Here is a 24,945-nt window from a genome sequence, read left to right on the forward strand (position 1 = left end):
AGAGCGGACGAGACGTCCGCGCACCCGGGAAATAATGATCGATCTCCTCTCCCCCGTCCCCCTCCGCCCCGAGTCCGCCGGCACCGCTTCCGGCTACAGTCTGGTTCCGTTCGATCGCGCCGATCCGCGTTGGGACGAACCTCTTGTCGATCTGGCCGCCGAGGGTCTCCTGACACAGTCGTGGTATGCCCGCACGGATGGCGGCAATGCGCCCTATCACAAGCGCATCGCCGACGCAGTGGAGGTGGTGGCGGCGCGGGCAGGCGTGGCCAAACGGCTGAAACAGGCGGACGACGCCGTGGCGGGCCGGGGCCTGCGCATCAAGACGCTGGATGCTTATCGTCCGGTCGAGACGCAGGCGGGGCTATGGACCTTCTTCGAGGCTGAGGTCGCGGCCGAGCATCCGGAGCTTCCGCCCGAGGCACGCGAGGCCATCGTGCGTACTTTTGTCTCCGATCCCCGCCGCTTCAATCGGGAGGACGAGACGACCTGGCCCATTCATTCCACCGGCGGTTCGGTGGACATCATGCTGGTCGATGCGGCGAGCGGCGCCTTGCTCGACCATGGCGCTGCGTTCGATGAGGGGCATGAGCGATCCTACACCGACCACTATGAAAGGCTGCTGCAGCAAGGCGAAATCGGGCCGGAAGACCCTCGTCTCCTCAACCGCCGCGTGCTGTTCAATGCGATGGTTAACGAGGGCTTTACCAACTACGCGTACGAATTCTGGCACTTCGATTATGGAACGCAGCTCCATATCCTGACCTTGCGGGACCAGGGCGCCGCAAATGCGCCGCAGGCTGCGTGGTATGGAACCACGGACCTGCCGGAAGGACTATGTTGAAACTCTCTACCTTCACCGCCAAGGGTGCGCCGCATGCGATCGTTTCGTTCGGCAAGCCGCTGGATGCCGGGACGCCGCATGTGATCTGGGCGCATGGCTGGGGACAGGACCACCATGCCTTTCAGGCGCTGGCGCAGTCGCTGGAACGCTCGGCTCACCATACGCTGATTGACTTTCCCGGCTTCGGCCAAAGCCCGGTGCCGCCGGAGACCGGACATGCGGGCGTGTGGGACACCAACGACTACGCGGATGCCGTGGCCGAATGGCTCGGCACCTTGCCGCGCAGCAGGCGGATCTGGGTCGGCCATTCCTTCGGCGGACGTGTCGGCCTCAGGCTGGCGACCAACCATTCCCAAGCGCTCGACGGCATGGTGCTGGTCGGCTCGCATGGGCTGAAACCGATCCGCAGCCTCGCCACCCGCCTGAGGATCTTCTGGCGCGTGCGCCTGTTCAAGGCATTGAAATTGCTGGAGAAGATCGGCGTCGACGTCAGCGCCCGCAAGGCCGGTTTTGGCTCGGCCGACTACCGCAATGCAGGGGTCATGCGGCCCATCTTCGTGAAGGTCGTCAACGAGGACCAGAGCGAAGCGATCAAGGCGATACGCATCCTCGTCCGCATCCTGTGCGGTTCGCTGGACGACCAGGCGCCGCCCGAGATGAGCGAGCGCATGGCGCAGCTTATCCCCGGCGCCACCGTGAACATCCTGCCCGGGCTCGACCACTACACCGTCCTGACCGATGGTGGTCCGCAGGTCGCCCATACTGTTGCCAAACTCCTGGAAGGCTGATGCTCGAAGCGCTCGCCCCTGTCCTCAATTCGCCCCACATCGCCGCCGCCCTTGTGCTGCTTGGCTTCATTCCCTTCGCCTGGAAGCGCTTCCTGACCTATCTGCATATCTTCCAGCAGGAGGAATATGACGGCGGGCGCTTCCTGCACTGGCTGTTCTACAATGTGGTGTTCGACACCCGCGTCAGCCTTGCGGTGGTCGTGCTGTCGGCGATGAGCAAGCTCTATCCGGCGCCGGTCTTCATCCTTGCCTTCTTCATCGGGGTGATCCTGCTGATCATGTCGCGGCGCGAGCGCGATCCGCGCCAGACCGGCAAGAAGAAGCTGGCGATGACGCAGCGCGCCACCCGCATCCTGCGCGTCGCCTTCGCGCTTGTGCTGGTGCTCGGCCTGATCGGCGTCAGCTTCGGCGTGGCGCCGGTCTGGGTGGTGGCGCTGGTTCAGCTCATCCCCTTCGCGCTGGTGGCGGCGGTGAAGATCCTGCAGCCCGGCGAAAACCGCATCCAGCAGGGCTTCTGGAACGAGGCGCATGACAAGCTCAAGCGCCTGGCGCCCGTGATCGTCGGCGTCACCGGCTCCTATGGCAAGACCTCGACCAAGCATATCCTCGGGCATCTCCTCGAAAGTGCCGGCTCGGCCCTGATCACGCCCGGTTCGGTCAACACGCCGATGGGCATCGCCCGCATCGTGCGCGAGCAGCTGGAGCCCTATCACCGCCATTTCGTCGTGGAGATGGGCGCCTATGGCCCAGGCTCGATCGAGCGTCTCTGCCGCCTCGCCCCGCCCGATATCGCGGTGGTGACGGCGGTGGGCGCGGCCCATTACGAGCGCTTCAAGTCCCTCGACACCGTGGCCAGAACCAAGTTCGAGCTGCCGACGGCGGCGATCGCCCGCGGCGGCAAGGCGATCATCAATGACGCCGTGCTCGTCTTCAAGGACGCGAAGGATTTCACCGACGCGCACCGTGCCTCGATAGTGCTGGTCGGCAACGGCGAGGGGAGCGAAGCCAGGATCCATTCGGTCACGCAGGGCAAGGACGGGCTTACCGTGTCGCTGAGCTATCTCGGCAAGGACTATACGCTCGCCGCGCCGCTCTATGGACTGCATCACGGCGGCAACATGGCGATTGCCTTCGTTACCGCGCTCGCCATGGGCATCGACGCCGAGATCGCCGAGATTGCCATGCGCTCGACGCCGCAGATCAAGCACCGCCTGGAGGTGAAGCGACAGGCCGACGGCACCGTCATCGTCGACGACGCCTATAACTCCAACCCCGCCGGCTTCGCCTCGGCGCTCGATATCCTGCCGCTGCTGGTGGGCGAGGGCGGCCGTCGCATCCTGGTGACGCCGGGCATGGTGGAACTCGGCGCTGCCCATTCCGAGGAGCACAGGAAAATCGGCACCAAGGCGGCCGAAACGGTCGATATCCTGCTCGCCGTGGCGCCCGACCGCATCCGCGATCTCGTCCAGGCCTACAAGGCGGCCAAGCCCGATGGAGAGGTGGTGGCATGCGCGAGCTTCGCCGCCGCGCAGACCTGGATGGGCGCCAACCTCCACGCCGGCGATGTCGTGCTCCTGGAGAACGACCTGCCCGACCTCTATGAGCGCCAGCTTCGCCTGTGATCGCTGACCGGAAAGCCTTCATCGTCGCGCAGACACGGGTGCTGGCCGTGCCCCACGCACCCGAAATCTCGTTGCATCTCGCCGACGAGGTGACGCCGCTCTGGCAGAAGACCGAGGAAGAACTCGGCACGATGGGACTTCCGCCGCCCTTCTGGGCCTTCGCCTGGGCCGGCGGCCAGGCGCTTGCGCGCTACATCCTCGACCATCCCGAGACGGTCGCCGGCAAGCGCGTGCTCGACTTCGCCTCGGGTTCCGGCCTGGTGGCGATCGCTGCGATGAAGGCGGGGGCGCTCGTGGCCCACGCCGCCGACATCGACAGCTTCGCACTGGAGGCCATGCTGCTCAATGCCGAGCTGAACGGGGTACGCGTCAAGCCTGTCGAAGAGAATGTCCTCGGCCGCTTCGATATCGAGGCCGATGTGATTCTAGCCGGCGACATCTTCTACGACCGCGAGATCGCCGCCGCCGTGCTGGCCTGGCTCAAGGGCTGGCGCGAACGAGGGGCGAGCGTGCTGGTGGGTGATCCCGGCCGGACCTATCTGCCGAAGGACGAACTCACGTTGCTCGCCACCTATCAGGTGCCGGTGTCGCGGGAGTTGGAAGATCTGGAGATCAAGAAGTCGAGCGTATGGACGCTGAAGTGACGTCCGCGCACCCGGAAAGACTACGGCTCCGGCACGCTTTCCCGTATCGCCTGCGAAAAATTCGCGCTCTGGTCCGCCGCTTTCGCCCGCTCGGTGATCCGCCCCTTGTCACGCAATTCGCTCAGGGATACCTGATGCGTCAGTGCGCCGATGTCGTAGAGATAGTCCGGCAGGTAGCCGCTCACCAGGACGCGCCAATCTAGAGGCAGGGTGGGGTTGAGCTTCCGGGCCAGGTAAAACGGCACCGTGGTGCAATTGGTGGTTGCCGTGTTGTAGAAGCGCGGCTGTCGGGCGAGACGGTTGCCCATCGAGAGAAAATAGACGAGGGCCTCTCTAGCCCGGGCCGGGCTGGTACGCAGATTGAAGATCTGTACGTCCTCTCCCCTTACATTCGAGCGCACGCGAATGACATCGCGTTCGTCGGCGGCGATGGCGACGAGTTCGTTCTGCTTGAAGAGGCCGGAGACGGCCGAATACGCCTCGCCTTTCTGGCGTCGCACTTCCACGGAAAAGGCCAGATATCTGCCGTCGGCGAAGCCGAAGCTGATCATGGTATGGGCGATGGCCGGATTTCCCCAGGTCGAGGTGAACAGATCGACGCGGGTGATGGTGTCGAGATCGTAGCTGCGTTCTTCCCAATGCTGCGTGAAGTCGGTGTCAGAGCGCCACTCGAAATCGCGTACATTGGTGACCCTGACTGTGGAGCCTTCCATCGTCGAGGTGTACTGGCGCGCCACGTCGGGCGACCAGTCCTTGTCGCTGCGCGGCCCAATGGTCTGCCACCACACGAGCAGGGCGGCGAGTGCGACCGCATACGGAATGAGCTGGCGCCAGCGGCTGAAGGCGCAACCTCGCAGGGCGACGAGGGCAAGGACGACCCAGAGAGCGGGAATGGAATAGCGCGCGATCTCGCCGAAGGGGAGGCGATACCACAGCGCCAGTGTGCCCCAGAAGGCGGTGAGGGCGACGAACAGCGCCAGGATCATGTGCCCGGCGATAGAGAAAATCCTGGCCGCCATTGGTCTCCGGTCTATCCCAGTTTGAGTTGTCCCCGTGCGATCTCGAACAACATCACGCCGGTCGCCACTGCCAGGTTGAGCGAATCCGCTTGCCCCCGCATCGGGATCTTGACGAGATGGCTGCAGGCTGCCGCGAGATCGTCCGGCAGGCCTTGCTGTTCATTGCCCATCAGCAGGAGACAGGGGCCCTTGCGATAGTCGACATCGCGATAGTCATGCGTTCCGGCAAGGTGCGTACCCACGACAAGGCCGTCGAAGCCCTTGCGCCAGGCGAGGAAGCCCTGGGCAGTGGTCGCGGCCAGCCGTACGTTGAAGATCGAGCCCATGGTGGCCCGGACGGCCTCGATGCCGAAGGGGTCGGTGGTGTCGCCGATCAGGACGATGCCCTCCGCGCCCACCGCGTCGGCGGTGCGGATGATGGTACCGAGATTGCCGGGGTCGCGCACGCGGTCGAGGCCGATCCAGATTTCCTCGCGGGCGATCTTGAGGCCGTCGAGCTTTTCGAGCCGCTGCTCGAACACGCCGATCACGGTCTGGGGATTGTCGCGGCGCGAGAGCTTTTCCAGGATCTCGCCGGTGACTTCGAGCACTTCGCCGCCCGCCTGGCGCGTCGCCCGCACGGCGCGCGCCAGCATCGGCTTGTCCTCGCCGGAGCGGTGCACGAGGATGCGGATCGGCCAGCCGGCCTCGATGGCGTCGGCCACCAGCTTCAGGCCCTCGGCGATGAAGAGGCCCGCCTCCTGGCGCACCTTGCGCATCTCCAGCGCCCGGATGTCCTTGATCAGCGGGTTGGTGAGGCTGGTCACCACGCGCGACACGGGCGTGGTGGGAACGGGCGGACGCGGGCGCTGGAAACGGGGCTTCATGACGATTTCTCGAAAGCCTGGCTCAAAAGTCGTCGGCTTGCCGAAGGAAGCGCAGCATCCTTTGTCATGCCCGGGCTTGTCCCGGGCATCCAGACGCGACCTTTCCAGCGCTTGCGCCTTTCTGGATTGCCGGTACGAGCCCGGCAACGACAAAAAGGTCGAGGTTCCACTGACTTCTTGCCAGAGCTCCAGTGAGAGCGTTCGGTTGCCCTTGTGTCTCTCATGCGGCGCTCCAGCGCGAATAGAGCGAGGTCGAGAGGAGCCGCCCGGATCCTTCCTCGGAGACCACCAATTCGCCGGAGGTGATGTCGCCGCCGAGATCACCGAACACCTCGCGCGTCAGCTCATGCACAGCCACGAAGGAGGCCCGGATGGCATAGGCCGTGACGATCACGAAAGCCGGCTTGTCGGTCAGCACGGCGCGGCAGAGGTCAAGCATCCTCGGCAGGTCGCGGAAGAGGTCCCAGACCTCGCCGCCCGGGCCGCGGCCATATTTGGGCGGGTCGAGCAGCACCACGTCATATTTGGAGCCGCGGCGCTCCTCGCGCGCGGTGAACTTCACGGCGTCGTCGACGATCCAGCGGATCGGCGCATCCGACAGCCCGGCCAATGCCTGGTTCTCGCGGGCATATCCGATCGATTTCTTGGAAGCATCGACGTGGGTCACCTGCGCGCCATGCTTGGCGGCGAGGAGGGAGGCGACGCCGGTGTAGCCGAACAGGTTGAGCACGCGCGCCGGGCGCTTCAGCCCCTGCAACTGCTCGATCATGTAGTCCCAATGCGGGGCCTGCTCGGGAAAAAAGCCGAGATGGCGGAAGGGCGTGAAGCGGCCGTGGAATGCGACGCCGCGATAGGAGACCGGGAAGGTCTCCACCGGCCTGCCGGCGAATTTCCAGCGCCCGTCGGAGCCCTCGTCCTCGGCGTTCATGCCCAGGAACACCGCATCGGCCTTCTCCCACAGCGCCGGGTTCTTCCGCACGCCCATGGCCTGTGGTTCGGGACGGTCGACCAGAAGCTTGCCGAAGCGTTCGAGCTTGCGGCCTTCGCCGCAATCGACCAGGCGGTAGTCGGCAAAGCCGGGGGTGACGAGAAGCTGCGGCAGGGTCTGCATCGCGGAGGAGGAAGTGGACATGGCGCGGACCAAATAACAGTTTTTCGCGCGCGGCAAGGGAAATGCTGGGAACAATCGTCGCTGGGAGCGCGGACGTCTCGTCCGCCTCTTGAAACGGCGGCGCTCTAGAATGAGGAGAGTGCCTCCTGACGGGCTGCACCTTGTCCTGAAGCGCTGTCGTTTCAAGAGGCGGACGAGACGTCCGCGCTCCCAGGGATGTCCGCACTCCGAGGTCAGTTCGCCGTGGCCGAGGCGTCGATGACGATGGGCCGCGTCTTCACCACCGTCGTCGCGACCGGCTTGACCTGCATCGGCTTCGCGGCAACCGGCTTCGCCTGTGCGGGCTTGGCCACCACCGGCTTGCGTGGCTGGGCCGGCATGGTAACCGGCACCGAGGCGGTGCGGTCGGTGATGGTGCTGGCCGCCAGCGTATCGGCGGGCGCTGGCTCAGGATCGGCGGGCGTGTCGATATTGTAGACGTCGGGCCGGAACTGCACGCTTCCATCGGGTGCGCCCCAGCCGGTGAGGTACACCCAGGCGACCGGCACCGGCTTGGCCGGCTTGATCGTCTTGGGCACGCCCGTGTCGATCTGGTCCTGGATGGCCTGCCCTGTCCATTCCGAGCCCTGCATCACCCAGGCGGCGAGATCCTGCGCGCCGGCGACGCGGGTGCAGCCGGAGGAGCCGAAGCGCACATCGCTGCGGAAGAGTTCGCGATGCGGCGTGTCATGCATGTAGACCGCATCCTTGTTGGGCATGTCGAGCCTGAGGAAGCCGAGCGAGTTCCACACGCCTGGCTCCTGCTTGACGAAATAGTCCTCGGCGCGCGCCGTCGACCAGTCCACCGTATGCGGATCGATCTCCTGCCTGCCGCGATAGATCCGCATATGGCTTTCGGTCAGATAATTCGGATTCTTCTGCAGTTTCGGGACGATATCCGCCTTCAGGATCGATTGCGGCACATTCCAGTAGGGCAGGATATTGATCGCCATCACATTGGTGGTCAGCGTCGGCGAGGCTCGCTCGGGGCTGCCGACCACGGTGGTGTAGGAACGATCCACCACGCCGTGATCAACCGCTTCGAGGCTCGCCGCCGGGATGTTGGAGACGATGTAGCGGTCGCCGAACTTGAATTTCAGCGCCGCCAGACGGTTGGCCGAGGCGTCGAGCTGGTGCAGGCGAACCTCCACCGGCACGTTGAGGGCGATCATGGTGAGCCGGCCGATCGAGCCGGTCTGGCTAAGACCGTGCCGGGCCTGAAAATGCTTGAGAGCGTCCTGCGTCGTCTGATCGAATTCGCTGCTCGCCGGCAGGCTGGGGTCGAGGTCGCGCGTGACGGCGAGTCGCGCCCGCAGCGCCTTCGCGAACTTGCCCTTGGCGCCGATGCGCATGCCGGAGGCGCCCGGCGGCAGGGGCTGCCAGCCGCCATTGGTGGCGATCTCCTCATAGTCGGTGATGGCGCGCAGCGTCAGGTCGTAGGTCTGAGGCGAATAGTTCGGCTGGTCGTCGGCGAAGGCGGGCGTCGCGAAGGCGAGGGCAGCGGCGACGCCCAACGCGCCGAACCAGCGCGCGGCTTGAGACCGTCCGGATTGCTGCGTCTCCCGGTTCTGGAAGGGATGCGAAAGCCAGGAGGGATGCATGAAAACACTCAAACGCAACAAGGACTTCTTCGGCCATCACCTTACGACGGTGATAGTGAATCTTTCCTTACGTGCTCGCCAGCGCCGTTAAGCATGGCCGCCTCTCGATCGAGGCGTTGCCTGTCATCGCCAGCAATTCCGGGAAAAAGTCGTCGAAATCCTCCTGGAAACCCTCGCGGTGGCGCTCCAGCTCACCTCGCAGGCCTGAGAAATCCGCAGGACGGCGCAGGCGGCTGCCGACGCGCGCCATGGCGGCGCTGACGCCGTCGAGGGTGGCGTAGTCGCCGGCCCATTGCGTGATCGAATGAATGTGCTTGTAGGTCTTTTCTGGCAGGTCGCCTTGCAGGGCCGGCAGGCCGTTGCGCACGCTGGCAAGGAAATTCGGCACGGAATCAGCGTGATAGGCGTCCCAACGCTGGATCAGGCAGTGATCGTAGACGATGTCGACGATGATGCCGGAGAAACGCCTGTAGGTCGGCCAGAGCCGCTCGCGGCTGCGCCGTGGCACCGGATGAGCATCGGTGAAGGCATCGATGCGCCGGTGCATCTCGATGCCCTCGCGATAGCGGCCGGTGAAGCGCTCCTGCTCCGGCAGGTGCACAAGGTCCGGCAGGAGATTGCCGACCTGGTAGGCCGTATCCGGCGGAGAAAGCAGGAGATGGGCGAGATAGTTCATGCCCGCCATATGTGACCTTCGCGCAGGCGATGCAAGTTCCGGGTGCATGGCTCGACGACTTCGGCGTCGAACAGGAGACCGGCAAGCTATATTGGCGAGGCAAGCCAGTTACTGGTGAGGCTCAATTCGGCCTGAAGCGGCTCTAAAAAGTGCTGCGATATTGGTGTCTATGCCAGCTATCGTGCAGACTGCCCACACCGTCATAGCCTACTATCACCCGCCTCACCCGTGATCTTCGTCGCTGATGACGGCGAAGGGCCGGATGTGAGCCTAGGGAAGCACGCTGGGGGCCACCTATGAAGAATATAGCGATTGCCGTCCTGCTCGTTTGCCTTTGCTTCGTTTCCTATCAACTCGCGGTCGTCGAAGATGAGCGATATGCCCGCCAAATAGGGCTATGTGATTCCTATACGCTGACGAGCTGTCCCGCCGCTCGTACCTCGCTGCTATGGGATCTTTATTGGGGCCTTAGACACAAGAAACCACGGGCCGGTGAGGCTTAGGAAAGACAGAGCAGGTGCGTAACAAATACGATCCCGATCAGCTCGTAACCTACAATCGCGGCTCAAGGCACATGACGCTTCGCCAGGCCATTGCCCGTTACAAGCACGAGAGATCACAACTTTCTCCCACAGACCATGTCGAACTGCACACAGACGGCCGGGGCGAAGACAACATCATCACTGAAGAAGAGCTACAGAAGCTTATCGACCACCCCGACTTCTTCGATCCGAAAGATACCGCAGGCTAGGCCGTCGCTTCGCCGAGATATACGTCCTCCAGAATGGCGAAATTGAATCCAAGTGTTGCCTAATTGTGACATCAATTTAATGCAACTTATGATAGTAGGACATCACCCATTCATTGGATGATCGATATCATGAAGTCACTTTTGATCGCCTCCTCTCTTTTCGCGCTTCTTGCTCCGAGTGCATTCGCTGCCGATCTGGCTCCCCAGCCTGTCGAGCCGGTCGTTCCCGTGGTGCTGCCCTACAGCTGGACCGGTTTTTATGTAGGCTTGCATGCCGGCGGTGTCTTCACCAATGCCTCGGCGAGGGTCGGTGCCGTTAATTTCAATGATCTTGATGACAGCGCCTTTATTGGAGGCGCACATGTTGGCTACAACTACCAGTTCGATGGTGGTTTCGTTGTTGGCGTCGAGGGTGACATTGACTACACGAGCCTCGACAAAGACACGAATACTGTCTTGGGTGGCATCCTTTTCAATGCCAACATCAAGAGTGAATGGCAGGGCTCCATCCGTGCGCGCGTTGGCTATGCCTTTGACCGCTTCCTGCCTTACATCACAGGTGGTGTAGCGTTCGGTGATGAGAAGTTCACCGCCGTTCAGACAGTTCCGTTCGCCCGTGTGTCAAATAGTGATACTCGGACTGGCTGGACCATAGGCGGTGGCCTCGAATACGCGGTGACCGACAATTGGCTGGTGCGCGGTGAGGTTCGCTACACCGACTTTGGGCATAACTCGTTCACTGCCTCGGGCGTCCCAGGACGTGTGAAGTTGAACGAAGTTTCGACGACGCTAGGCGTCAGCTACAAGTTCTGACATGGTTGTTGGGTGACATTAAAGGCCCCGCTTCGGCGGGGCTTTCATTTTGGCGGGCAGACTGCGCGGCTCTCATTCCACCTCGCTGTCCCTTATGATCCTCCTGCCCCGCTGCGGGGTAATGCGCCGATTCCTCGAGTGCATCCTCAGCGAGTGGCAAATGCTCAAATTTTCTCCGTGTCCAAGCCAGCCTTTATTAGCCTACCGCTGGCAGATACAAATTGTCGCCGTCGCCGTGGGAGCCAGATGGCGTGCTGTCGACGAACTTAGCCGAAAGTTTTTTTGCCCTACCCATTAGCCTTTGGTCCTAGTCACAGTCGCGGCCACCAGGCGAAAGACAACGTAAGACAACGAAACCTAACCCGTTGTCTTGTAAAAGTTATTCGACCTTCAATTTAGTGTCACGAAGGCCGGCGAAGCTTAGCAAAGCAGTGCAAAGCCGATTTGAAATAATTCAAATCTACCCACTTGCGATTGCCGCCAAAAAAAGGTGCTATTCGCTACCGCGTCGCCATGCCCAGGTCAGGGAGAACTTCTGAATGAAACGTTTTGTCATCGCCGCCGCTGTGGTCGCCGTCGGCGTCACTACCGCCTTCGCGGGTCCGATCGAGGATCGCCAGGCCCTGATGAAAGGCATCGCAAAGGCCACCAAGGACGCCAGCGCCTACGCCAAGGGTGAGGCGCCTTTCGATGCCACCAAGGTAAAGGCGCTGCTTCAGGTCTATGTCGACGGCGCGGCCAAGCTGCCGACCCTCTTCCCGGACGATTCCAAGACCGGCGGCGGTACTGACCCGACCACCGCTTCGCCCAAGATCTGGGAAGATATGGCGGACTTCAAGGCCCATGCTGCCAAGCTGGGCGCTGATGCGACGAGCGCCATGGCCGCAACCGATCAGGCCAGCTTTGCCAAGGCGTTCGGTGTCATCGCCTCCAACTGCAACAGCTGCCACGGCACCTATCGCGTCAAGAAGGACTGAGGTTCGGCGCCACGCCGGCCCGGTTAGACCGTGCTCGCTACTTCCGACATTACCGGGCATGTCCCGGTAATGTTGCTTCAAAACGGCCGGCAGCGAGGCCGCCGGTAAGGGTGTTTCCGACAAGAATGTACTTGGGACATGTTTCACGGCCACATCACGCCGGAGCATCTGGATAGGGGCATCCGGGCCCGCCAAGGCAGCTTGCGAATAGAGCGACGGTGCAAGGTGTTCAGGCGTTGAGCCTGGGCAATGGAGTTCAGGCCGGAGAAGGGGCTTTCCCGGATGTCTTGGAAGAAAATCATCGGCGCACTGGTCGTGCTCGGCATAGTCGGTCTGGGCGTGTTCTGGTTCGTTACCCAGCCTTCGCCTCTGCCTGCTTCCGCTCTAACCGCCGACTATAAGCCCAATCTCGCCAATGGCGAGACGATCTTCACCATCGGCGGCTGCGTTTCCTGCCACCAGACACCCGGCCAGGACGACAGGCTCAAGCTTGGCGGCGGCCTGGCTTTGGGCTCACCCTTCGGTACATTCTATGCGCCCAACATCTCCCCGGATGCCAAGCAGGGGATCGGCGCCTGGAGCGAGCTCGATTTCATCAATGCGGTGCAGCGCGGCATCGGCCGCGAGGGCGAGCATCTCTACCCGGCGCTGCCCTACACGTCCTACGCCAAGCTCAAGCTCGAGGATGTCCGCGACCTCTTCGCCTATATGAAGACGCTGCCGGCGGTGGACACCCCGGACAAGCCGCATGACATCGGCTTTCCCTTCAATATCCGGCGTCTGCTCGGCGGCTGGAAGTTCCTCTATTTCGACGACAAGCCCTTCACGCCCGATCCGAGCAAGAGCGCGGAATGGAACCGTGGTGCCTATCTGGCGCTCGGTCCGGGCCACTGTTCCGAATGTCACAGCCCGCGCAATGCCTTTGGCGGTATTGAAGCGGACAAGCGCTTTTCCGGCGGTCCCGCGCCGGACGGCAAGGGCTGGGTGCCCAATATCACGCCTCATGCCGACGGCATCGGTGACTGGAAGGAGGCTGAGATCGCCGACTTCCTGAAGACCGGTTTCACACCGGCCTTCGATTCGGCGGGCGGCAGCATGGCGGAGGTGATCCAGAACACCAGCCGTCTGAGCGACGATGACCGCAAGGCCATCGCAGCCTTCCTGGTGAGCCTGCCGCCGATCCCGGGCAAGGCGCCGAAGAAATCCTGAGGGCCCGCTCCGCCGGCGAGCCGCTCGTGATGACAATGATGCGCGGCGGCGCGGACCGGAGACTAGGACGTGACCCGACGCCAAAGCCTCCCGATGACGGCCACGACCCTGCTGGCGGGAGCGGGGTTTTTGCTTGCCGCCCCGGCACTGGCTGCCGATTCCTACGCCCTCGTGGTCGGGATCGACGAGTACACGGCGCCGATCCCGGCCCTGCACGGGGCGGTCAACGATGCCGAGGACGTGGCGCAGGCCCTGACCAAGGCCGGTGTCAAGAAGCTGGTCCTGCTCACCAACAAGCAGGCCGCCAAGCCGGCCGTGGTCGCGGCCTGGGAGGGCCTGTTGAAACAGGCCCAGGCCGGCGACACCATCTATTTCACCTATGCCGGCCATGGTTCGCAGGAACCCGCGGCGCCCAATGATCCCGACGAGCCCGACGGGCTCGACGACAACCTCCCCCTGGTGAACTTCGCTCTGAAGGGGCCGGGTCTCGCCGACCGCATCGTCGACAAGGAGGTCGCCGTCTGGCTCAAGGAGGCGGAAGCCAAGAAGGTCTATGCGGTCGTCGTCACCGACGCCTGCCATTCGGGTACGATGTATCGCTCCGTTTCGATGGGCCTGACCTATCGCGTCGCGCCCAAGCCGCAGATCGACCGCGCCGAATTGCTGGAATTCGCGCCTCCCCCGCCGGTGGTCTCGACCAAGGTCGCGCCCAACGACCAGTTCACCTTCCTTGCCGGTGTCTCAGATGACAAGCTGGTGCCGGAGGTGACCATCAACGGCCAGCAGCGCGGCGCCCTCTCCTTTGCCTTCGCCCGCGCCATCGAGGGCCAGGCGGATGCCAATCATGACGGCGTGACCACGGAGAAGGAGCTGGTCTCCTTCGTGCGTGCCTCCGTGCTGCAGGCGACGCAGAGCCAGCAGGTCTCGCAATCCTTTCCAACCGTGAGCCGCGACATCCCTGTATTCCGCTCCGCCGCGCCGGCGCCCGGCAATGAGCCGGGGCAGGCCGGGACGGATACGCAGAGCGCCATCGCCATCGCCGAGCAGGCGGTGAGCGGCAACACAGCCCTGAAGCTCGCGGTGCGCAACGGGCAGCTCACCGCGGAGATCCCCGGCGCCACCGTCGTTCCCGATGAGGCCGATGCCGATCTCGTCTACGACGCAGCCAAGGGCACGGTGGAAAAGCGTGTCGCCGGCATCGTGGCCGAGGGCGTGCAGCCGCAGGGCCTGCCGGGCATCGTCGCCAAGTGGCGGGCTATCGCCTTCCTGCAGGCCTTCGCCAGCGGCTCGATCCAGCCCTTCGAAGTCGCCGGCGGCTCGCGCACCTTCAATCGCGGCGAGCGGCTCACCGTCGGTCTCGGCGCTTCCAGCCATCATTTCATGACCCTGTTCAACCTGCCGCCTGACGGCAAGGTGGAGTTCCTCTATCCGACCTCCCAGGCCGAGCATGACGAGGACTGGAGCAGCAAGCCCTTCTCGCTGCCGCTGCAGGTGCGCGACCCGCCCTTCGGCGCCGAGCACCTGATCGCCATCCTCTCCGACCAGCCGCTCGACCAGTTGCAGACCGCGCTGCAGGCAATGTCGAAGCCCGATGCCGCCGCCGACCTGCCGGATACGCTGAAGAATGCCCTCAACGGCCAGCAGGTCACGGTGGCCATCGCCAACATTTTCACCAGCGCAGGTCCGCAATGAAGGGGATGATTCGCAAGCTGCGAGGCTGGATTTCGGTGGGGCGATCCAGAGATCGGGCCACCGTGATGCTCGCCGCCCTGTTGGGGCTATCGGCAACCCCGGCGCTGGCGGATCGTGCCCTTATCGTCGGCATCGACACCTACCAGGCAAGCCAGCTTACCGCGCAATTGCCGGGTGGGGCCCGCGCCGATGCTATGCGCATGCAGGCTCTCCTCACCGGCACGCTCGGCTACCAGCCCGGCGACGTTAGGTTGCTGCTTGACGACCAGGCCTCCGGCACCGCCATCCTCGACGGGCTGCAGAACTGGCTTGGACAGAGCAAACCCGGCGAGCGTGTGTTCTTCTATTTTGCCGGCCAAGGCTATTTCCAGAAAGCCGGAGGCGGGCGGGAGGACACCCTCCTGCCCTTCGATGCCGCCATGCGACCCGGCGGGGTGGGCAATGCCCTTGGCCAGAGCCGCATCGAGGGCATATTGGCGCAATTGTCCGGGCGCCATATCACCGAAGTAATCGATTCCAGCCATGCCGGCACCGTGACGCGGGCCATCGTGGTGGAAGCCGCAGGCAGCGGCAATCCGGCTGCCCGCTCGCCACAGATCGATGGCGCGACGCGCTCCATCGTGGTGGAGCCCGCCCTTGGCGAGGAACCGGCGAGCCCGCCTGCTCCAGCGGGGCTCGACCTCGTCAGATGGGACGCGGTCTCGCCCGCACAGACAGCCCTGGTCGACGAGGATGGTGCGCCTTCCTATCGCGGTGTGTTCACCACGGCCTTCGCCGACGGCGTCGAGAAGGGCCTGGCGGATGCCAACCGCAACGGCACCATCTCCAACCAGGAATTGCTCGATTACGTCCGTGAGCAGTCCCAGGCCTATTGCGACCGACACCGCGATCGTTGCGAGATGGGCCTGACGCCGCTGCTCTCCGGCGAGGGCGCCGCGCTCAAGGTCGCGGCCGACAGGGCCGGCTCGGTCGAACCGCTCAATGAAGGCAAGCCCACCGCCGACAAGATCCTCGACGTGCTGGGCGCGCAGCTTTCGGACAACGTCCGCGTTGAACAGATCCCGCCTTCTCCGGTGAAGCTCGGCACCAGAAACATGAAGTTCCGCGTCACCTCGGGCCAGGACGGGTTCCTCATCCTGCTGTCGGTCTCGGATGACGGGGAAGTGGTGCAGCTCTTCCCCAATGCCATCGCCGCCGCCCATGGCAAGGATGGCCGCATCCGCGCCGGCAGCCCGATCACGGTGCCCGACGCCAGCTACGGCATTAGTTTCGATGCGACCTCTGTGACATCTGGTACAGTATTGGCCCTGGTTGTCGTCGATCCTCTGAAACTGTCGAAAGGCTTCGTTACGCGCCAGATCCAGGTGATCCCGGCGGACGAGGTCAACACGTCCGTCCTGCCGGAACTGGCGGAAAGCCTGGCTACTCCCGCCAACGCGGACAGCCTCAAGGCCAATGCCAAGGCGGTGGGGCGCTCCGTCGCCACACTGCGCTATGAAATCGTCCCGTGAGGAAACCATCATGAACTACCGGAATTCCATGCGCATCGCAGGCCTGATGGTCGCGGGAACCTTGCTGATGGCGGGGCTGACGACCTTCCGCCCGGCCTTCGCCGAGGACACCAAGCCAGCAGCCGCGGCTCCTGCTGCCCCGGCTGCCGATAGTGCGCCCGCAGCCGTCCCCGCACCCGCTGCTGCTCCTGCCGCTGCGCCTGTTCCGGCGCCCGCCACCGCCCCGGCTCCGGCAGCGGCTGCCCCGGAACCAGCCCCTGCTCCAGCTCCAGCCCCGGCGGCACCGGCGCCCGTGGCCACGCCGGCTCCAACGCCAGCGCCAGCTCCAGTTCCCGCGCCTGCGGCGGCTCCTGCCCCAGTTCCGGCCGCGCCGGCCCCCGAACCCGCGGCTGCACCCGCGCCTGCACCCGCCGCCCCGGAACCGACCCCGGCCGCCGTCACGATCCCCAGCGACATCAAGGTGCCGACCGATCCGATCGCCAAGGCGGCCTTCGACGTGCTCGAAAAGCATTGCTCGCGCTGCCACCAGGCCGGCATGCTGACCGCTCGCGAGAAGCCAGCGAAGAATTTCGGCAACATCCTGCATCTCGATGAGATCGCCGCCGACCCGCATCTTATCCAGGCCGGCAACCCGGAAGGCTCGAAGATCTTCCAGCAGATCATCAACAAGGAAATGCCGTATGACGTGAACTACGAGTTCGATACCACCAAGCCTGAGGTGACCCAGGCCGATATCGAAACCTTGCGCGGCTGGATCAGGTCCACGGGCGACCAAGAGGCGGCCGCCTGCTCGGGCCGCAAATTCGTCACCTCTGCCGATATCATCGCCGATATCACGGCCGACCTGCAGAAGCAGGACGACAGTCGCCTGCGCGGCATGCGTTACTTCACGCTGACCAATCTCTACAATTCGTGCGCCACCGACGAGGCGATGAATGTCTATCGCCAGGGTCTGGTGAAGCTGCTCAACGGCCTTGCCCGCCGCTCGGACGTGATCAAGCTCACCACCATCGATCCCGAACAGACGATCCTGGCCGTGAACCTGCAGGACATGGGCTGGGACGAGGGCGACTGGAATACGGTGCTGGCCGCCTATCCCTATGGCACCAAGCCGGATGTCAAGGCTTTCGACTTCATAGCCCAGCAGACAGGTGCGATGCTGCCCTATGTGCGGGGCGACTGGTTCGCGTTCACGGCGTCACAGCCGCCGCTCTATGACACGTTGCTCCAGCTGCCGATCACCTACCCGGGCCTGACCGACAAGCTCGGCATCGACATGGCCAGCGATATCGCCAAGTTCGTAGCCCAGCGCGCCGGCTTCCAGAAGTCGGGCGTCTCGCAGAACAACCGACTGATCGAGCGCCATCCGATCACCACAGGCTATTTCTGGACGTCCTATGACTTCTCGGGCTCGAAGGGCATCCAGAGTCTCTTCCTGCACCCGCTCGGCCCCGGCGGCCCGAACGGCTTCCACCATGACGGCGGCGAAAGCATCTTCTCCTTGCCCAATGGGTTCCAGGGCTATTACCTCAACAAGTCCGACGGCACCCGCCTCGACAAGGGCCCGACGCAGATCGTGCGCGACCCTTCGCGCCGCGACCTGGCGGTGACCAACGGCATCTCCTGCATGGGCTGCCACGACCAGGGCATGCGCAAGGCCAGGGACGAGGTGCGCAAGGCCGTCGTCGCCGATCATTCCTTCTCCAAGGACGATCGCGACACGGTTGCCGCCCTCTATCCGGACAACGCCAAGATGGATGGCATCATCGAGGACGATTTCCAGCGCTTCAATGCGGCGATGAAGCGTGCCGGCCTCGATCCGACGCTCAAGCTATCGGGCGTGGAAATGACCAACGCCCTGTTCAAGCGCTACGAGGACGATCTCTCCCTGCGCCGGGCTGCCGCCGAATACGGTTACACTCCCGAGGAGTTCAAGGAGCACTTCATCGACGCCGGTCCGGAGGCGATCGCCCTGATGCGCCGCCTCGATCAGGGTATCGTGCCGCGCGACCAGTTCGAGAACCTGTTCTCGAAATTCGTGGAGGGCGCCACGGAGGACCGCTTGCTCAACACCTCGAACCTCGCCGGCGCCCAGGCCGTGGCCCCGCCGGTGTTCAAGCCCACCTCAGGCGGTTCCTTCGACCTGCAGCTCATTTCCGACAAGAGCGAGTACCGCCAGAACGACTCGGCCGTGCTGCGCATCACGGCGACACGTGACTGCAACCTCTTCGTCGTCAATGTCGACAAGGCCGGTACGGGCACCATCATCTTCCCCAACAAGTTCCAGGCCGACAATGCCGTCGCCGCCGGCCAGGAGGTCGTGCTGGGCGGCCCGGGCAGCAAGTTCCGCTTCCGCCTGGCCGATATCGGGCAGGAGAAGGTGGTTGCGGTCTGCCGTATTGGCGGCTCGACCCGCAACATTGCCGGCTTCAAGGTCGATCCGGTGAACAACAGCTTTGCTTCCATCCCCAATTTCGACCAGGGGCTGACCCGCCAGATCATCGTCGAAGCCAATGAGGATCGCCAGGAAGCCTCGGGCCTCGATGTCGACAGCAAGAAGCAGGCCCAGTTCGCCAAGATCGCCCAGGCCACCGGACAGAAGGTGGCTCCTGGCGCTCCGGATGCCGCCAGGCAGTCCGTAGCTTCCACTGCGATCGTAATTCCAGTGCGTTGAGGGGCTGGCCACACGCTGGCATATCTCAGGGATGAGGAGAGGGCAGATGCGCAGACTTTGGCTTACGCTGATCTTCGTGTCTGCTGTTATCGCTTCCCAGCCGGCCTGGGCGGACGATTCCTCCGTCTGCGCGGGCAGCAATGACGATCTTGCCATTCCGGCCTGCGGCCGCGTCATCGCCAAGAAGAGCACGAGCAGGGCCGGGCGGGCGCAGGCCTACTACAACCGGGCGATCTCCTACGCCAACAAGGGCAAGTCCGACCTCGCGATCCAGGATTACAGCCAGGCCATCGCCCTCGATCCGAACTATGCTTCCGCCTACAACAATCGCTGTTCAGCCTACAGCAAGACCGGAAAGTTTGACGAGGCGATCGCCGATTGCGACAGGGCGATCGAGCTCAAGTCGGATTACGACCTTGCCTACTACAACCGCGGCAACGTCTATCGAAAGAAAAACATGCCCGACCGGGCGATTGCCGATATCACCAAGGCGATCTCGATCAAGGCCACGGATCCCGACTATTTCTTCTACCGGGCGATGGCCTACCAGAACAACGACCAGATCGATCTCGCCATCAAGGATTACGACAAGGCCATCGAGCTCAATCCCGACTACGGCAATGCCTACTACAATCGCGGCAACATCTATCGCAAGCACAACAATCCCGACCAGGCCATTGCCGATTTCACCAAGGCGCTCGCCATCGATTCGAGTGACGCCGACACCTTCTTTTTCCGGGGATTGACCTATCAGAACAACAACCAGCTCGACGAGGCGATTGCCGACTACGACAAGGCCCTCGAACTGACGCCCAACGATTTTGACACCCTGTTCAATCGCGGCCTCGCCCGAAAGAAGACGGGCGACTTCGACCTGGCAATCGCCGACTACGATAAGGCGCTGACGGTCAAGGCCGATGCCGGCGCCTACAACAGCCGCGGCAACGCCTATTACAGCAAGGGTGACCCCGCCCGGGCCATCGCCGACTACACCAGCGCGATCGGGCTCGATTCCAATGATGCCGACGCCTACTACAATCGTGGCACGACCTTCACCGACCAGGGCGACTACAACAGCGCTGTTGCCGATTTGGACAAGGTCGTCACGCTTCAGCCCAACAACGCCTCAGGCTTTACCGCGCGGGCGAACGCCTATCGCAAGAAGGGCGAGATCGAGAAGGCCATCGCCGATTATCGCAGCGCACTGGCGCTTGCGCCCGATGATGCCGACGTCAAGAAGGGGCTGGCGGACGCGATCGGTGCACAGCCGCCGGCCGGCGCTGATGGCTCCAACCTTTCGGCTGATAGCGGCGCGTCGAAGGAAGCGGCTACCGCTACCGGAGCCGGCGGGCCGAAATCCGCTGAATCGAATGCGATCGCCCAGCCAACGCTCCGCCGTGTGGCGCTGGTGATCGGCAATTCCGGCTATCGCGCCGTTGCACATCTGCCCAACCCGGCAAGCGACGCGCAACTGGTGGGCGACGCCCTGCGCCAAGCCGGCGTCGATGTCACCGTGGCCTTGGATCTCGACCGCGCCGGCATGGTGAGCGCGCTGCGTGCCTTCTCCCGCAAAGCCGACAATTCGGACTGGGCCGTCATCTATTACGCCGGCCACGGCATGGAACTGGACGGCACGAACTATCTCATTCCCATCGACGCCACGCTGGAGACGGATCGCGACGTGCCGGACGAGGCGCTGTCGCTCGACCGCGTGCTTTCCGCTGTCGATGGCGCTCGCCTGTTGAAGCTGGTCATCCTCGATGCCTGCCGAAACAATCCCTTCGCCCAACAGATGAAGCTCACCGTGGCGAAACGGGCAGTGACGCGCGGCCTGTCGCGGATCGAGCCGGCGGATGCCACGATGGTCGTCTATTCGGCCAAGGAGGGCACCACAGCCGAAGATGGCGACGGCGCCAACAGTGTGTTCGCCGCATCCATCTCGAAACGGATCGTCGAGCCGGGCGTCGAAATCAACAAGGTCTTCCGCCTGGTGACGAGGGATGTCCTCACCGAGACTGGGAACCGGCAACAGCCCTTCGTCTATGGCTCCCTGCCGCCCGACGATTTCATACTGGTTCCGGCGAAATGAGCGTTTCGGCCGGCACCGTGACGGAGTAGTTCCTATGCGCCTTTTGTGTACCCGCCTGCTGGTCGCCGCCGGCCTCCTGATGGCGGCCTCGCTGCCTGCCCTTGCCGATTGCGCTGGGCTCGATGCCCAGGTGAAGGCGGCCATCAGCTCCGGCAATATCACGGCGCTGCCGGGGCTGGCCGATACGATCGCCAAGGATACGAGCTGCGACAGCTCCTATGTCAACAAGGCCCGCCGCTCGATGGCACTCGCCTATATGCTGGCGGGCGAGCAGCCCGACGGCAGCTACAGTAGCGAGTTCGTGCTCGGCGCGGCCGCCATCGCGCGGCCCTGGCAGGTCTCCATGGCGCTGGGCGACGTGAAATATGAGGCCCGGGATTATCCAGCCGCCGTGGAAGCCTACGAGGCCGCGATCAACGAGATCCGCGACGTCAAGCAGGTGCCCAAGCCCCCCTCGCGCGAGATCGAGGAATATCTCGCCAAGCGTGCCTATCAGGCCAAGTCGCTGGCGCCGAGCTATATTGCCTCGCGAGGCTTTCGCGGCGAGCCTGCGGGCGTGATGGTTCCGACCTTCCGCAACTTCACCGCCGTGGCGGTGCCGGTGCCGATCCGCTTCGACACCGACCAGGCCGTGCTGACGCCCGACGGCGACAAGGCGGTGGACGATCTCTACAATTTCCTGAAGACGCAGACGGTTACCAGCCTCGTCCTGATCGGCCACACCGACGAGCGGGGCAGCCATCAGCACAACATGCAGCTCTCCTATGACCGGGCGCAGACCGTCGCCGACGCCCTGCGCCATCGCGGCCTGACGGTCGCCATCCGGATCGAGGGCCATGGCGAGGGGGAGCCCTTTGCCGCGGACGACCGCTCGAAATACAGCCAGGACGACCTCTACGCCTTCGACCGGCGGGTGGAATATCAGGTGAAGTGAGACTGGTCTTGCCATGACCCTGTGAAGCGCGGCCCGACAACGGAACCGTCATTGGCGTGTTATGGTTTCCGGTGCTCCCTGCTGCGGCTTCGGCTCATAGGAGCGTCCATGGAAAAGCGTGTACTGCTGACCTTCAACCCGGGTTCCTCCACCATCAAGCTCGGGCTCTTCCGCATCGAGGAAGGGGCCGCGCGACGCTTCGGGAGCGGCATGGTGGATCTCAGGAAGAGCCCGCTCGTCCTGCATCTGTCGGAAGGAGGCAATACGACCGATGTTTCGTTGAAAGCCGAGGGCGGCGAAGACCTGACCGGCCTGCTCGATGAAATGCTCGACTGGCTCGCCCGGCATTTCTCCCTGGATGGCGTGGCTGCTGCGGGCCACCGGGTCGTGCATGGCGGGGATCGTTTCACCAAGGCCATCTCCATCGACGATGACAGCCTTGCCGCGATCGAGGAACTGGTACCGCTGGCGCCGCTGCACCAGCCGCAGAGCGTGCGCCTGATCAAGGCGCTGCGGCATCTGCGTCCGGATCTGCCGCAGACCGCTTCCTTCGACACCGCCTTCCACGCCACGCTGGCCGACCTCGTGCGGCGCTTCGCCTTGCCGCGCGAGTGGCATGAGCGCGGCGTCAAGCGCTACGGCTTTCACGGCCTCTCCTACAAATTCATCAGCGGCGAGATCGTGGGGCGCTTTCCCGCGCTCGCGGAGGGGCGCATCGTCGTGGCGCATCTGGGCAGCGGCGCGAGCCTCTGCGCCCTCGAAGGCGGAACGAGCCGGGACACCAGCATGGGTTTCTCGACGCTCGACGGCGTGCCGATGGCCACGCGCTGCGGTGCCCTCGATCCCGGCGTGCTGCTGCACCTCATGGGACGGGAGAGGCTCGGCCGGGATGAAGTCGAGGACATGCTCTATCACCGCTCCGGCCTGCTCGGCGTTTCCGGCATCAGCGGCGATACGCGCGTGCTGCTGGAGCGAAGCGAGGCCGAGGCCAGCGAGGCGCTCGACCTCTTCGCCCTGCGCATGGCGGGAGAGGCGGCGCGGCTTGCCGCAACAGTGGGCGGTCTCGACGCTCTGGTCTTCACGGCCGGCATCGGCGAGCACCAGCCCGAGGTCAGGGCCGCCATAGCCCGCCGGCTGTCCTGGCTTGGCCTCGACCTCGATGCCAGGGCCAATGCCGAAAACGAGTCGGTTATAACGACGCCACGGAGCCGGATCACCGGCTTGGTGATCGCCACCGACGAGGAACAGGTGATCGCCGACGAGGCTATTTTATTAGTCGGCTAAGTGAAACTCAAGGGGGTTGGCGCAAACCTTCCATCATTCCGGCCGTATCCTCACAAGCTTGCTTGTGAGTGGAAGCGAAGAGCCGGGATCCATGAACACAACCTTGGAAAGACTATGTTCTTGGATTCCGGGTCTCCCTTGAGCCGCCCGAGATGACGCGGCGTGTTCCGCGCTTTGGCAAGAGGGTGAACAGCCCTCGTCGGACGGCCCACCCGGTCTCAACCCGCCTTCGCGCCCTTGTAGGGCCAAACCCAGTTCTTGATCTCCGGCATGTCGTCGCCGTGACGGCAGACATAGTCCCGGTGCTCGATCAGCTTGTGCTGCAGCGCCTGCTTGATATGGGCAGCGCGGGGCAGGAGTCCGGGCACATGATCGATGGCGGCAATGGCGAGGTGGAAGCGATCGAGTTCGTTCATCACCGTCATGTCGAAAGGCGTGGTGATCGTGCCCTCCTCGATGAAGCCGCGCACATGAAAATTGTCGTGGTTCGTGCGCCTGTAGGTCAGGCGATGGATGCGGGGATGCTCCGGTGGCCGCGCAGGACGGTCTGGCGGGTCCAACATGCCGGTAACCGCGAGGTGGCGGCCTTTTCAGAGCGGTCTTCCGGCCGAGCAGAAGCCTCTGATCACAGGCATGGCGAGGATCGCGAGCCGTGAGAGAACCGCACTCTTACCGACCTGAATCCGGAGTGTCGCCTTCGCGACGCGTGCAGTTGATTTGTCAGATTAATGCGCCATTATGGGCGCCGCGCCGCAGGCAGGCGCGGAAACCAACAGGCCAAGGCGGGGCAAAGCATCCGCCGTACGGGACGAAAGCCAAAGGAGAACTTCATGAAATTTTCGCGCGTCTTTGCCGGTACGGTGCTGGCGGGTCTTGCCCTCGCGTTGGCCACGGGCACCACTTCCGCCCAAAGCCTGAAGAAGGTCGGCATTTCCGTCGGTTCGCTCGGCAATCCCTTCTTCGTCGCCACTATCAAGGGCATCACCGACAAGGCCAAGGGCATCAATTCCAAAGTCGAAGTGACCTCGGTCTCCTCCGACTACGACCTCAACAAGCAATTTACCCAGATCGACAATTTCATCGCCGCCGGCGTGAACGTGCTCATGCTCAACGCCGTCGATCCCCAGGCGATCCTGCCCGCAGTGAAGAAGGCCCAGGCGGCCGGCATCGTTGTAGCCGCCTTCGACGTGGCCGCCGCGGGCGCCGACGTCACCGTGATGACCGACAATGTCAAGGCCGGCACCCTGTCCTGCCAGTACATCGTCGACCATCTCAAAGGGCAGGGCAGTGTGCTGATCGTCAACGGTCCGCAGGTCTCCTCGGTGACCGACCGCGTCAAGGGCTGTGAAGCGGTCTTCGCCAAGAACCCCGGCATCAAGGTCCTGTCCGACGACCAGGACGCCAAGGGCTCGCGCGATGGCGGTCTCGCCGTCGGCCAGAGCCTGCTGACGCGCTTTCCGAAGGTGGACGGCATCTTCGCCATCAACGACCCGACGGCCATCGGCGTCTCGCTTGCCGCCAAGCAGCTCAACCGCAACGAATTCATCATCACTTCGGTGGACGGAGCGCCGGATATCGAGAACGAGCTGAAGTCGGGCACTTCCCTGATAAAGGCCTCGGCCTCTCAGGATCCCTATGCCATGGCTGGCCATTCGCTCGAACTGGGCGCCACCGCGCTCGACGGCAAGAAGCCGGAGAACAATGTCATTCTGCTCGACCCCGTGTTGATCACCAATGAGAACATCGCCAGCTACAAGGGCTGGGAAGCGGCACGCTGAACGCAAACCGTACATTGGGACCA

The 24,945-nt window shown here is 63.7% G+C and carries 20 protein-coding genes and 1 pseudogene; 15 read left to right on the forward strand and 6 right to left on the reverse strand.

What is annotated here, in order from left to right:
* Positions 1 to 34 precede the first annotated feature (34 nt).
* The 4 genes from ACMDCR_RS06030 to ACMDCR_RS06045 are packed head-to-tail and all read left to right on the forward strand — an operon-like array spanning position 35 to position 3,898.
* A complete protein-coding gene (locus ACMDCR_RS06030; protein ID WP_413991651.1) occupies positions 35 to 844 on the forward strand; it encodes a M15 family metallopeptidase in 810 nt (269 codons plus the stop codon).
* On the forward strand, positions 838 to 1,632 hold the full coding sequence (locus ACMDCR_RS06035) for an alpha/beta fold hydrolase (protein ID WP_413991652.1): 795 nt from the start codon (positions 838 to 840) through the stop codon (positions 1,630 to 1,632). The genes ACMDCR_RS06030 and ACMDCR_RS06035 overlap by 7 nt, the downstream gene beginning before the upstream one ends.
* Positions 1,632 to 3,254 carry a Mur ligase family protein gene (locus ACMDCR_RS06040; protein ID WP_413991653.1) on the forward strand — a complete coding sequence of 541 codons (1,623 nt, stop codon included), beginning with the start codon at positions 1,632 to 1,634 and terminating at the stop codon, positions 3,252 to 3,254. The genes ACMDCR_RS06035 and ACMDCR_RS06040 overlap by 1 nt, the downstream gene beginning before the upstream one ends.
* Positions 3,251 to 3,898 carry a class I SAM-dependent methyltransferase gene (locus ACMDCR_RS06045; protein ID WP_413991654.1) on the forward strand — a complete coding sequence of 216 codons (648 nt, stop codon included), beginning with the start codon at positions 3,251 to 3,253 and terminating at the stop codon, positions 3,896 to 3,898. Before ACMDCR_RS06040 ends, ACMDCR_RS06045 begins: the two co-directional genes overlap by 4 nt.
* Positions 3,899 to 3,918: 20 nt before the next feature.
* On the opposite strand, the gene ACMDCR_RS06050 is transcribed toward ACMDCR_RS06045, so the two are convergent.
* The 5 genes from ACMDCR_RS06050 to ACMDCR_RS06070 all read right to left on the reverse strand — a co-directional run bounded on the left by ACMDCR_RS06050 (position 3,919) and on the right by ACMDCR_RS06070 (position 9,219).
* A complete protein-coding gene (locus ACMDCR_RS06050; protein WP_413991655.1) occupies positions 3,919 to 4,917 on the reverse strand; it encodes a DUF4105 domain-containing protein in 999 nt (332 codons plus the stop codon).
* Positions 4,918 to 4,928: 11 nt separating this feature from the next.
* Positions 4,929 to 5,783, reverse strand: a complete 855-nt coding sequence (locus ACMDCR_RS06055) for a TrmH family RNA methyltransferase (RefSeq protein WP_413991656.1) — start codon at positions 5,781 to 5,783, stop codon at positions 4,929 to 4,931.
* Between the two features lie 220 nt (positions 5,784 to 6,003).
* Entirely contained in the window at positions 6,004 to 6,915 is a 912-nt protein-coding gene (locus ACMDCR_RS06060) for a class I SAM-dependent methyltransferase (RefSeq protein ID WP_413991657.1), read from the reverse strand.
* 212 nt (positions 6,916 to 7,127) lie between these two features.
* The gene (locus tag ACMDCR_RS06065; RefSeq protein ID WP_413991658.1) at positions 7,128 to 8,552 is read right to left on the reverse strand and encodes a L,D-transpeptidase family protein; all 1,425 of its coding nucleotides are present in this window, start codon (positions 8,550 to 8,552) and stop codon (positions 7,128 to 7,130) included.
* 49 nt (positions 8,553 to 8,601) lie between these two features.
* Positions 8,602 to 9,219, reverse strand: coding sequence for an ACP phosphodiesterase (locus ACMDCR_RS06070; RefSeq protein WP_413991659.1), 618 nt, complete (start codon positions 9,217 to 9,219; stop codon positions 8,602 to 8,604).
* Between the two features lie 508 nt (positions 9,220 to 9,727).
* On the opposite strand from ACMDCR_RS06070, the gene ACMDCR_RS06075 reads away from it, so the two are divergent.
* From ACMDCR_RS06075 to ACMDCR_RS06120, 10 genes are all read left to right on the forward strand, one after another.
* Positions 9,728 to 9,961 (forward strand): hypothetical protein, encoded by a 234-nt coding sequence (locus ACMDCR_RS06075; RefSeq protein WP_413991660.1) that lies wholly within the window; start codon positions 9,728 to 9,730, stop codon positions 9,959 to 9,961.
* Between the two features lie 129 nt (positions 9,962 to 10,090).
* Positions 10,091 to 10,774 carry an outer membrane protein gene (locus ACMDCR_RS06080; protein ID WP_413991661.1) on the forward strand — a complete coding sequence of 228 codons (684 nt, stop codon included), beginning with the start codon at positions 10,091 to 10,093 and terminating at the stop codon, positions 10,772 to 10,774.
* A gap of 539 nt (positions 10,775 to 11,313) precedes the next feature.
* The gene (locus ACMDCR_RS06085) at positions 11,314 to 11,751 is read left to right on the forward strand and encodes a c-type cytochrome (RefSeq protein ID WP_413991662.1); all 438 of its coding nucleotides are present in this window, start codon (positions 11,314 to 11,316) and stop codon (positions 11,749 to 11,751) included.
* 282 nt (positions 11,752 to 12,033) lie between these two features.
* A complete protein-coding gene (locus ACMDCR_RS06090; RefSeq protein ID WP_413991663.1) occupies positions 12,034 to 12,960 on the forward strand; it encodes a c-type cytochrome in 927 nt (308 codons plus the stop codon).
* A 69-nt stretch (positions 12,961 to 13,029) separates the two neighbouring features.
* Positions 13,030 to 14,652: a caspase family protein gene (locus ACMDCR_RS06095; protein ID WP_413991664.1), complete on the forward strand. Its 1,623-nt coding sequence runs from the start codon at positions 13,030 to 13,032 to the stop codon at positions 14,650 to 14,652.
* Complete coding sequence (locus tag ACMDCR_RS06100; protein WP_413991665.1) at positions 14,649 to 16,163, forward strand: caspase family protein; 1,515 nt, start codon at positions 14,649 to 14,651, stop codon at positions 16,161 to 16,163. Before ACMDCR_RS06095 ends, ACMDCR_RS06100 begins: the two co-directional genes overlap by 4 nt.
* A gap of 10 nt (positions 16,164 to 16,173) precedes the next feature.
* On the forward strand, positions 16,174 to 18,837 hold the full coding sequence (locus tag ACMDCR_RS06105; protein ID WP_413991666.1) for a DUF4384 domain-containing protein: 2,664 nt from the start codon (positions 16,174 to 16,176) through the stop codon (positions 18,835 to 18,837).
* A 46-nt stretch (positions 18,838 to 18,883) separates the two neighbouring features.
* Complete coding sequence (locus ACMDCR_RS06110; protein WP_413991667.1) at positions 18,884 to 20,926, forward strand: tetratricopeptide repeat protein; 2,043 nt, start codon at positions 18,884 to 18,886, stop codon at positions 20,924 to 20,926.
* 34 nt (positions 20,927 to 20,960) lie between these two features.
* Positions 20,961 to 21,860 carry an OmpA family protein gene (locus ACMDCR_RS06115; protein ID WP_413991668.1) on the forward strand — a complete coding sequence of 300 codons (900 nt, stop codon included), beginning with the start codon at positions 20,961 to 20,963 and terminating at the stop codon, positions 21,858 to 21,860.
* A gap of 108 nt (positions 21,861 to 21,968) precedes the next feature.
* The gene (locus ACMDCR_RS06120; RefSeq protein WP_413991669.1) at positions 21,969 to 23,144 is read left to right on the forward strand and encodes an acetate/propionate family kinase; all 1,176 of its coding nucleotides are present in this window, start codon (positions 21,969 to 21,971) and stop codon (positions 23,142 to 23,144) included.
* 218 nt (positions 23,145 to 23,362) lie between these two features.
* Here ACMDCR_RS06120 and ACMDCR_RS06125 read toward each other — a convergent pair.
* Positions 23,363 to 23,659 (reverse strand): annotated as a pseudogene (locus ACMDCR_RS06125) (phosphoketolase); the annotation flags it as partial.
* A gap of 315 nt (positions 23,660 to 23,974) precedes the next feature.
* On the opposite strand from ACMDCR_RS06125, the gene ACMDCR_RS06130 reads away from it, so the two are divergent.
* On the forward strand, positions 23,975 to 24,922 hold the full coding sequence (locus ACMDCR_RS06130; RefSeq protein WP_413991670.1) for an ABC transporter substrate-binding protein: 948 nt from the start codon (positions 23,975 to 23,977) through the stop codon (positions 24,920 to 24,922).
* The last annotated feature ends 23 nt before the right edge of the window (positions 24,923 to 24,945 follow it).

The organism is Labrys okinawensis, from assembly GCF_047345005.1.
Classification (GTDB): Bacteria; Pseudomonadota; Alphaproteobacteria; order Rhizobiales; family Labraceae; genus Labrys; species Labrys okinawensis.

Bases quoted from the DNA above. Each gene is read 5' to 3' on its own strand.
- ACMDCR_RS06085 (WP_413991662.1), top strand. From the start codon at position 11,314: ATGAAACGTTTTGTCATCGCCGCCGCTGTGGTCGCCGTCGGCGTCACT.
- ACMDCR_RS06070 (WP_413991659.1), bottom strand. From the start codon at position 9,219: ATGGCGGGCATGAACTATCTCGCCCATCTCCTGCTTTCTCCGCCGGAT.
- ACMDCR_RS06055 (WP_413991656.1), bottom strand. From the start codon at position 5,783: ATGAAGCCCCGTTTCCAGCGCCCGCGTCCGCCCGTTCCCACCACGCCC.
- ACMDCR_RS06090 (WP_413991663.1), top strand. From the start codon at position 12,034: ATGTCTTGGAAGAAAATCATCGGCGCACTGGTCGTGCTCGGCATAGTC.
- ACMDCR_RS06105 (WP_413991666.1), top strand. From the start codon at position 16,174: ATGAACTACCGGAATTCCATGCGCATCGCAGGCCTGATGGTCGCGGGA.
- ACMDCR_RS06060 (WP_413991657.1), bottom strand. From the start codon at position 6,915: ATGTCCACTTCCTCCTCCGCGATGCAGACCCTGCCGCAGCTTCTCGTC.
- ACMDCR_RS06115 (WP_413991668.1), top strand. From the start codon at position 20,961: ATGCGCCTTTTGTGTACCCGCCTGCTGGTCGCCGCCGGCCTCCTGATG.
- ACMDCR_RS06110 (WP_413991667.1), top strand. From the start codon at position 18,884: ATGCGCAGACTTTGGCTTACGCTGATCTTCGTGTCTGCTGTTATCGCT.
- ACMDCR_RS06035 (WP_413991652.1), top strand. From the start codon at position 838: ATGTTGAAACTCTCTACCTTCACCGCCAAGGGTGCGCCGCATGCGATC.
- ACMDCR_RS06050 (WP_413991655.1), bottom strand. From the start codon at position 4,917: ATGGCGGCCAGGATTTTCTCTATCGCCGGGCACATGATCCTGGCGCTG.
- ACMDCR_RS06100 (WP_413991665.1), top strand. From the start codon at position 14,649: ATGAAGGGGATGATTCGCAAGCTGCGAGGCTGGATTTCGGTGGGGCGA.
- ACMDCR_RS06030 (WP_413991651.1), top strand. From the start codon at position 35: ATGATCGATCTCCTCTCCCCCGTCCCCCTCCGCCCCGAGTCCGCCGGC.
- ACMDCR_RS06080 (WP_413991661.1), top strand. From the start codon at position 10,091: ATGAAGTCACTTTTGATCGCCTCCTCTCTTTTCGCGCTTCTTGCTCCG.
- ACMDCR_RS06040 (WP_413991653.1), top strand. From the start codon at position 1,632: ATGCTCGAAGCGCTCGCCCCTGTCCTCAATTCGCCCCACATCGCCGCC.
- ACMDCR_RS06130 (WP_413991670.1), top strand. From the start codon at position 23,975: ATGAAATTTTCGCGCGTCTTTGCCGGTACGGTGCTGGCGGGTCTTGCC.
- ACMDCR_RS06120 (WP_413991669.1), top strand. From the start codon at position 21,969: ATGGAAAAGCGTGTACTGCTGACCTTCAACCCGGGTTCCTCCACCATC.